Source organism: Natronincola peptidivorans (assembly GCF_900111615.1).
In the GTDB taxonomy this organism is placed as follows: Bacteria; Bacillota; Clostridia; order Peptostreptococcales; family Natronincolaceae; genus Natronincola_A; species Natronincola_A peptidivorans.
This window is the reverse complement of record NZ_FOHU01000004.1, coordinates 288,915-296,814: the sequence shown is the minus strand read 5'-3', so window position 1 is coordinate 296,814 and position 7,900 is coordinate 288,915. Positions and strand designations below refer to the sequence as shown.

The 7,900-nt window shown below is 35.3% G+C and carries 6 protein-coding genes and 4 tRNA genes; 8 read left to right on the top strand and 2 right to left on the bottom strand.

Features of this window, described 5'->3' with window-relative positions; translation table 11 throughout:
- The first annotated feature begins 5 nt into the window (after nucleotides 1-5).
- From BMX10_RS07255 to BMX10_RS07230, 6 genes are all read left to right on the top strand, one after another.
- A tRNA-Asp gene (locus tag BMX10_RS07255) sits at nucleotides 6-82 on the top strand.
- Nucleotides 83-131: 49 nt separating this feature from the next.
- A tRNA-Thr gene (locus tag BMX10_RS07250) sits at nucleotides 132-207 on the top strand.
- 9 nt (nucleotides 208-216) lie between these two features.
- Nucleotides 217-301 (top strand) — tRNA-Tyr (locus tag BMX10_RS07245).
- A gap of 11 nt (nucleotides 302-312) precedes the next feature.
- Nucleotides 313-395, top strand: a tRNA-Leu gene (locus BMX10_RS07240).
- A gap of 156 nt (nucleotides 396-551) precedes the next feature.
- Nucleotides 552-1,967, top strand: coding sequence for an aspartate aminotransferase family protein (locus BMX10_RS07235; RefSeq protein WP_090441619.1), 1,416 nt, complete (start codon nucleotides 552-554; stop codon nucleotides 1,965-1,967).
- 4 nt (nucleotides 1,968-1,971) lie between these two features.
- A complete protein-coding gene (locus BMX10_RS07230) occupies nucleotides 1,972-3,054 on the top strand; it encodes a 3-hydroxyacyl-CoA dehydrogenase NAD-binding domain-containing protein (RefSeq protein ID WP_090441617.1) in 1,083 nt (360 codons plus the stop codon).
- Nucleotides 3,055-3,123: 69 nt separating this feature from the next.
- Here BMX10_RS07230 and BMX10_RS07225 read toward each other — a convergent pair whose 3' ends face one another.
- Complete coding sequence (locus BMX10_RS07225) at nucleotides 3,124-4,359, bottom strand: argininosuccinate synthase (RefSeq protein WP_090441615.1); 1,236 nt, start codon at nucleotides 4,357-4,359, stop codon at nucleotides 3,124-3,126.
- A gap of 274 nt (nucleotides 4,360-4,633) precedes the next feature.
- Complete coding sequence (locus tag BMX10_RS07220) at nucleotides 4,634-5,338, bottom strand: BON domain-containing protein (RefSeq protein WP_090441612.1); 705 nt, start codon at nucleotides 5,336-5,338, stop codon at nucleotides 4,634-4,636.
- A 480-nt stretch (nucleotides 5,339-5,818) separates the two neighbouring features.
- On the opposite strand from BMX10_RS07220, the gene cdaA reads away from it, so the two are divergent.
- Both cdaA and BMX10_RS07210 read left to right on the top strand, forming a co-directional pair.
- Nucleotides 5,819-6,643: a diadenylate cyclase CdaA gene (gene cdaA, locus BMX10_RS07215; protein ID WP_090441610.1), complete on the top strand. Its 825-nt coding sequence runs from the start codon at nucleotides 5,819-5,821 to the stop codon at nucleotides 6,641-6,643.
- Nucleotides 6,640-7,872 (top strand): CdaR family protein, encoded by a 1,233-nt coding sequence (locus BMX10_RS07210; RefSeq protein WP_090441607.1) that lies wholly within the window; start codon nucleotides 6,640-6,642, stop codon nucleotides 7,870-7,872. The genes cdaA and BMX10_RS07210 overlap by 4 nt, the downstream gene beginning before the upstream one ends.
- Nucleotides 7,873-7,900: the final 28 nt, after the last annotated feature.

Below are 7,900 nucleotides of genomic sequence, written 5' to 3'. Positions count from 1 at the left end.
AAAGCGGCCTGGTAGTTCAGTTGGTTAGAATGCCAGCCTGTCACGCTGGAGGTCGAGGGTTCGAGTCCCTTCCAGGTCGCCATTTAAATAATGTGAGAAAGACAAAGGCTGAGAAGCCAAGACAATAGCATGCTGGTGTAGCTCAATTGGCAGAGCAGCTGATTTGTAATCAGCAGGTTGCGGGTTCGAGTCCCATCACCAGCTCCATTTAAAACTGGTGGGGTTCCCGAGTGGCCAAAGGGGGCAGACTGTAAATCTGTTGTCGACGACTTCGAAGGTTCGAATCCTTCTCCCACCACCATATAATTACACGCGGGTGTGGCGGAATTGGCAGACGCACTAGACTTAGGATCTAGCGGGCGACCGTGGGGGTTCAAGTCCCTCCACCCGCACCACAAAATAGAAAAAGACAATGATTTGTAAAAATCATTGTCTTTTTTTGTCGTCTTTTACCTGATGATTTTAAGTATAAGGAAGACTACTTATGGAAAATCTTATATAAGAAAGCAGTTTATGTAATTAGTGAAAAAGCACAAGATGGGGTGATAATCATGGAAAAATATCTTTATAAGAAAAATAAAAATATTCTTAAGCTTGAAGAAGCATTGCTACTAGATGCCAAAAAGGCTCATCTTCATTATAAATCCTATATCAATCCACAGCTTGCAAATCTTTTAAGTTTGTTGGGTTTGAGTAAAAACTTTGTAAAAGCACAGAACACTAAAGTATGGGATGAGGAAGGACAAGAATATATAGATTTTTTAGGAGCTTATGGAGCTTTAAACATAGGCCATAATAATCAGCATGTCATCAATAAAATGGAAAAAATAAAAGAGCTGCCAAATCTATTGCAAACGGCAATAAATCCAATAACGACAGTATTAGCAAAAAATTTAGAAGCAATAACTCCTGAAAACTTAATATATACTTTCTTCTGCAATAGTGGAGCTGAAGCTGTAGAAGGTGCATTAAAGCTAGCAAAAATTGCTACAGGAAAGTCTAGAATCCTTTACTGTACAGGCTCTTTTCATGGAAAATCAATGGGAGCATTATCTGTGACAGGTAGAGATAAATATAAAAAGTATTTTCAGCCATTAGTACCTCTATCTGAAGAAGTGCCTTATGGTGATTTACAATCATTGAAGGGTGTCTTAGAAAAATATGATGATATAGCAGCCTTTATTGTAGAACCTATACAGGGAGAGGGGGGCATTATTGTTCCGCCCAAAGGGTACCTTAAAGGCGTTGAGAGATTGTGTAAGGAGCAGGGTGTATTATTGATAGCTGATGAGGTTCAAACAGGTTTTGGAAGAACTGGATATTGGTTTGCCTGTGATGAGGAAATGATAGCTCCAGATATATTATGTATGGCAAAGTCCTTAGGAGGAGGTATTATGCCTATTGGAGCTTACATTACAACAGAGGAAGTATGGAGCAAAAGCTATGGCAGTATGGAAAAATGCTTATTGCATACATCTACCTTTGGTGGAAATACATGGGCATCAGCGGCAGGGATCGCTACTATTGAATATATAGACCAGTATAACTTGGATGTAGAAGCTAAAGCAAAAGGGGAGTATTTTATTAATAAGCTTGAATCTTTAAGAGTTATGTATCCCCTATTAAAGGAAGTAAGAGGCAAAGGTTTAATGATAGGTTTAGAGTTTGAAACCATAAAGGATAATAGATTTTTCAATAAGCTTGTAAAGGGCAATGCAGCAGATACTTTAGAAGAATATACAGGAGGACTAATAGCAACTGAACTATTAAATCAACATAGAATTATTACTGCTTATACTTTAAATAATCCAAATGTCATAAGAATTGAACCACCTTTAACCATAACCTACGACGAAATTGATTATTTTGTTAAATCATTAAATACTATTCTAAATAAATACAAAGGCGTAACGGAGTTAGTAATGAATAATTTCAAAAATATATTTCAATCTATTTTAAGGAGATAAACCAATGGAGAAATTTGCCTTCGTCATTCATCCCATAGGGATTGATGATATATACAGAAAATATAAATCACTAAAAATTTTACCAAAATTTTTAGTAGAAAAAATAGCCAGTAACATTTCCCCTTCACAGGTTTCACATATTACTAATGTCACAAGTCAATACAATGAAGCAGAAGGTTGGTTTATAGGCGTTCCTATGACAACAAAAATGATGATGACTTTGGAAACAAAGCAGGTACTGAATAAGGTCATTGAGGCAGGAAGAATTGCTGAAAAACTAGGAGCTAAAATAATGGGCTTAGGAGCATATACCTCAGTTGTTGGAGATGCTGGAATTACAATAGCAAACAACTCAAATATAGCTGTTACTACAGGAAACACCTACACAGTTGCAGCAGCATATGAAGCCATCAAGGAAGCTTCAAGATTATTAGGAAGAAGTATAGAAGAAAGCCAAGTGGCAGTTATAGGAGCTAATGGGTCTATAGGCAAGGTATCTGCAGAGTTAGTTTGTAGAAATGGAAAAAAAGTCACATTGATAGGAAGAAATCTAAGGAAATTGCAGGAGCTAAAGACAACATTAAATGCTAAATATCCAAAGGTACATATTGATTATACAATAGATATTAAAGAAGGAGTAGCTGAAGCAGATGCAGTTATAACTGTAACCAGCAGCATCGATGAAGTAATCTATCCAGAATATATTAAATCGGGTGCTATTATTTGTGATGTTGCAAGACCAAGAGATGTATCAAAAAGGGTACAGGAGAAAAGAAAAGATGTTTTGGTGATTGAGGGAGGCGTGATTGAAGTACCCAAAGAGGTAGAATTTAACTTTAATTTTGGTTTTCCACCTAGATTAGCCTATGCATGTATGGCTGAAACCATGATACTGGCACTAGAGAAAAAGCATGAAAATTTTAGCTTAGGTAGGGAAATACATATAGAGAAAGTTGATGAGATCAATAGATTAGCAGATAAGCACGGTTTTAGATTGGCGGGACTTAGGAGTTTTGAAAGAGTAATAGATGAAAAATACCTTGAAGAGGTAAGAAAGAACATGAAAAAAGCTGAAGAAGTCAAATAAATGGGAGGGGAAAACATTTCCCCTCCCAAACAGTTGAAAAGCATTATCTTTGCAATGATATTTCATACGCTATATTACTTGTTTATCACTTTTATGTTTGTTTTCTTGCTCAAACTTCATAATAGAGCGTATTTTTAAAGGAAGAGCAAATAGGTTAATAAAACCTTCAGCATCTTTTTGGTTATATACATCATCTTCTCCAAAGGTAACAAATTCTTCGTTATATAGAGAGTATTGTGATGTAGAAGCAACAGATGTACAGGTTCCTTTAAATAACTTTAATTTTACAGATCCTGTCACATATTGCTGAGTACTATCAACAAATTGATCTAATGCTTCTTTTAATGGTGTAAACCAAAGACCATCATATACTAACTGAGCGTACTTTTCAGAAATACCTTTTTTAAAGTTCATGGTTGCTCTATCTAAAGTTAATTTTTCTAGAGATTTATGAGCTTGGAATAATAATGTACCACCAGGAGTTTCATATACCCCACGGGATTTCATGCCAACAAGTCGATTTTCTACGATATCAATAATTCCAACACCATGAGCCCCAGCGATTGTGTTTAGCTTTTCAATCATATCCACTGGATTATATTTTACGCCATCCACTGCTACAGGTACGCCAGCTTCAAATTGAATTTCTACATAGCCTGGAGTATTAGGAGCATCCTCTGGTGCCACACACATTTTATAAATATTGGTTTCATGTTGATTCCAGGTATCCTCTAGATTGCCACCCTCATGACTCATGTGCCAAATGTTGCTATCACGGCTGTAGATATCTTTTTTTGTTACTGGGATAGGAATATTGTTTTTGGCAGCATAATCAATACAATCTTCTCTTGACTTTAAATCCCATATACGCCAAGGTGCAATAATTTTCAGATAAGGATTTAAGGCTTTAATAGTAGCTTCAAAACGAACCTGATCATTACCTTTTCCAGTAGCTCCATGAGCAATTGCTACAGCACCTTCTGCTTCAGCGATTTCTACTAGTTTTTTCGCAATTAGCGGTCGAGCGAAGGAAGTTCCTAATAAGTAGTCATCCTCGTATACTGCCCCTGCTTTAAGAGTAGGGAAAATATAATCAGTAACAAATTCTTCCTTAACATCTAATACATATGCTTTTATTGCACCAGTAGATAATGCTTTTTTCTTTATAGCAGGAAAGTCATCTTCTTGACCAACATTAACACAGACAGCAATGACTTCATATTGATAAGTATTTTCTAACCATTTTAAGATAACTGATGTATCTAGCCCTCCAGAATATGCTAATACAACCTTTTCTTTATTCATCTTGAATCCCTCCATAATCATTCATTCTTATAAATATAATTATAAGCAATAACGTATAAATATGCAAGTATTTTTTTAATAAATATACAAAGATTATTCATAAATATTTACAAGGGTCAATTAGCGACGCTATTGTCTATTTATTGCGGAAATACGATGAAATTATTTAGTAGAAAAAGGTGATAATATTAAAAAAAATTGAATAAATATGACAAAAAAAGAAAAAAAGGAAGAAAAACTACCTTCCTAATGAATCCAATGTCATAGATAAATTTTATTGTTCTCTAATTCGTATATGGTTACGTATTTTTACTACACCCTCAATACCTGTTGCTATCTCCTTCGCTAACTCAATATCTTGGTAGTTATCTAAAGCTCCGGATAATGTAACCTCTCCCTTTGAAACTCTTCGGGTTATATCTCTATAATCCAATGGAGACTTACTGTATTCTTGAAGAATTTTATTTCTAATAGCCTCATCTGTATATTTTCCATAGGTATCTATATTGATATTGTTTACAACATCCTTCACCCCCCTCACCTTCGATGCCAGATCCATTGCATCGTGGCAACTTTTTAAGGTGTTTACATGACCCATAAGGTTGACAACACCTCTTTCAACCTTTGCACCTATACCCGGTGGTTCAGAAAAGCTATCCTGTAGCTTGTCTAATACTTCCTTCTCTATATGCTTATCGTTAAAATTACTATCCATTGCAATAGTGATCTTATTTTCAATTTTTCTTACACCAGGTATCCGAAGAGCAACCTTTTCAGCAAATTTTTTTTCAGCTAAAACATCCACCATACCAGACATATGAACATAGCCGTCTTTACAAAATACGTTGATATCCATAGCACTTGCCTGCATTTTTTCCTCCAGTTGATCCTTTATATAATCCACTATCAACTGATCTTTCGTGGGAATTTTATCATCAATGATTATATTTTTTCGCTTGCTGTTTACTTTTTTTCCCATAGACCTCTTCCTTTCCTAATAATCTTATCATTAGTTTATCTCAATTTATTTAAATTATGTTTCTTATTAATAATTTCTACAGTATTATAGCTAGAAACCTGCTTTTTTGACTATACTGAGTATAAGGACTACCTTTAGATAGTTCTTATATTTATCCTTCAGTATACTGCTAAGACTCCCGCTTCCAAAAGCCAGAGATCAAGAACTACATCCTCCAAGTAAATCCGGCTGCAATTCAATGGGAGTAAAAACTCCCTATGAATAAAGTCTCATTTTATAATGGCTATTTAAAAAAATCTACAAAAGCTCTATAATAAAAGAGTACTAAAATAAAAATAACCACATGAAAAAATTTATAGAAAATATAATTTCCTTTAGAGAAATAGAAGGGTTTTTCCTTTTTCATATGGAAATATAGGTTATTATCTAGTATATTGTAATATTATAGAAAAATTGAAGAATCCATAAGAGGTGTTTTACATGCAGAATTTAATAGAGATTATGAGAAATGTTAGAATGACAGATTTAGTAGACATGGTTATTGTAGCTTTTGTATTTTATAAACTATACATGCTGATTAGAGAAACTAGGGCAGAACAATTAATTAAAGGAATTGTTGTGCTTCTACTGGCAACACAGCTTAGTGATTGGCTGCAATTGCATGCTATAAATTGGATTTTAAGAAATACCATGACAGTAGGATTAATAGCTTTACTAATTGTATTTCAACCTGAGCTAAGAAGGGCTCTTGAATATATCGGAAGAACCAAGTTTCTTACTAAATCTATTATTGATATCGAGCATGAAGAAATTAGTATGATGATTAATGAAATCGTGGAGGCTGCTGCTTCTTTATCGCGACAAAAAATAGGAGCTCTTATGGTGGTGGAAAAGGACACAGGTTTAAATGAAGTGGTGGAAACAGGAACCCCTATCAATGGCAGGATATCTACTGGACTACTAATAAATATTTTTATGCCTAACACACCATTGCATGATGGCGCTGTTGTTGTTAGAAAAAATATAGTCCTTGCTGCAGGCTGCTTTTTGCCTCTAACGGAAAACAATCATCTCAGCAAAGATTTAGGAACAAGGCATAGGGCTGCTATTGGTGTGACAGAAAGATCGGACTCTATTGTTGTGATTGTATCAGAAGAAACGGGCGCTATTTCTATTGCCGAAAATGGAAAGTTAACAAGATTTTTAGACACCACAACCTTAAGATCAATACTTACCAATAGTTTTAAAGCTACTGAAAACAAACAATGGCAATTCTTAAAAATGAAATGGAGGCATAAAAAATGAATAAATTCAATCGTAGTAATTTAACCCCCAAAATAATTTCTATTTTTTTTGCCTTAACTATATGGATCTATGTTATGAGTGAAATAAATCCTAGGATCACAAGAGATGAACAAAATGTCCCTGTTGAATTTATTAACATAGAGGAAATGAGACAAGCTGGATTTGTAATAAAAGGAGAAGCTGATGAAACCATCAGAGTTCGAATAACAGGAAGAAGAGATGAAGTTCATAGAATAGCAAGAGGTCAAATAGAAGTTAAGGCGGATATACTTGGGTACCGACCGGGGGTTAATAACATTCCGCTAGAGGTTTCAGTACCTGGAGAAGTTGAGGTTGATTTCAATCCTAAGCTTATTAGAATTGAATTAGAAGAAATCATCAGCAGACAAAAACCTGTAAATGTCAACATCGAAGGAACCCCCCGTAGAGGTTATGTCTTAGGAGAACTGGATTATCAGCCTACAGCTGTTTGGGTGGAGGGGCCAGAAAGCTTAGTAAATGCAGTGGAAGTAGTACAAGCCAACATAAAGCTTTCGGAGGAGTTTGAAAACATTAACACTCGATATCCTTTAAAACCAATAAACAGTCGAGGAGAAGAAATACCAAATGTTAGTTTGCAAACAGCTTATGTCAATATAAATATACCTATAGATCAACTGAAAACAGTAAGTGTTAACCCAGTAGTAGAAACAATGCCAGCAGCAGGCTATGAAATAAGCAGTATTTCTGTTGAACCAACTACTATTAATATAAGAGGACAGCAGGAGATTGTTAATCTCATAGAATACATCAATACCGAAACGATAGTCATTGATAACATTGATGAAAATATAAGTAGAAGGATAGCACTAGACTTGCCAGAGGGTATAACAGTCATCGACACCCCTGAGGTTACACTGAGTATAGAGGTAGATCCTATAGTAGAGAGAAACTTCGAGATAGCGAGGGAGGATATAGAATTTAGAAATGTGGCAGCAGGAGTTGAAGTGGATAAAAGCGAAATACCAGCAGTGCTTCAGGTAAGGATATCAGCAACGGAAACGCTATTAGATACTGTGGAGGCAGCGGCAATAAATATTGTCATCAACATGGAAGGCTTAGAGCAGAATCAATACACCATAGAGCCTGTGGTGGAGATGCCCTTCTTAGTGGAAAGAAGAGCTAAGCAGATTCAGTTGATACCACAATCTGTTAATGTAAAAGTTGTATCTATAGATAATGAGACGTAATCACTAACCCAAGCTGTGCCTAATAAGG

What these genes read in the sequence shown, in the direction of transcription:
- cdaA (WP_090441610.1), top strand. Translation starts at nt 5,819, where the DNA reads ATGCAGAATTTAATAGAGATTATGAGAAATGTTAGAATGACAGATTTA.
- BMX10_RS07235 (WP_090441619.1), top strand. Translation starts at nt 552, where the DNA reads ATGGAAAAATATCTTTATAAGAAAAATAAAAATATTCTTAAGCTTGAA.
- BMX10_RS07230 (WP_090441617.1), top strand. Translation starts at nt 1,972, where the DNA reads ATGGAGAAATTTGCCTTCGTCATTCATCCCATAGGGATTGATGATATA.
- BMX10_RS07220 (WP_090441612.1), bottom strand. Translation starts at nt 5,338, where the DNA reads ATGGGAAAAAAAGTAAACAGCAAGCGAAAAAATATAATCATTGATGAT.
- BMX10_RS07225 (WP_090441615.1), bottom strand. Translation starts at nt 4,359, where the DNA reads ATGAATAAAGAAAAGGTTGTATTAGCATATTCTGGAGGGCTAGATACA.
- BMX10_RS07210 (WP_090441607.1), top strand. Translation starts at nt 6,640, where the DNA reads ATGAATAAATTCAATCGTAGTAATTTAACCCCCAAAATAATTTCTATT.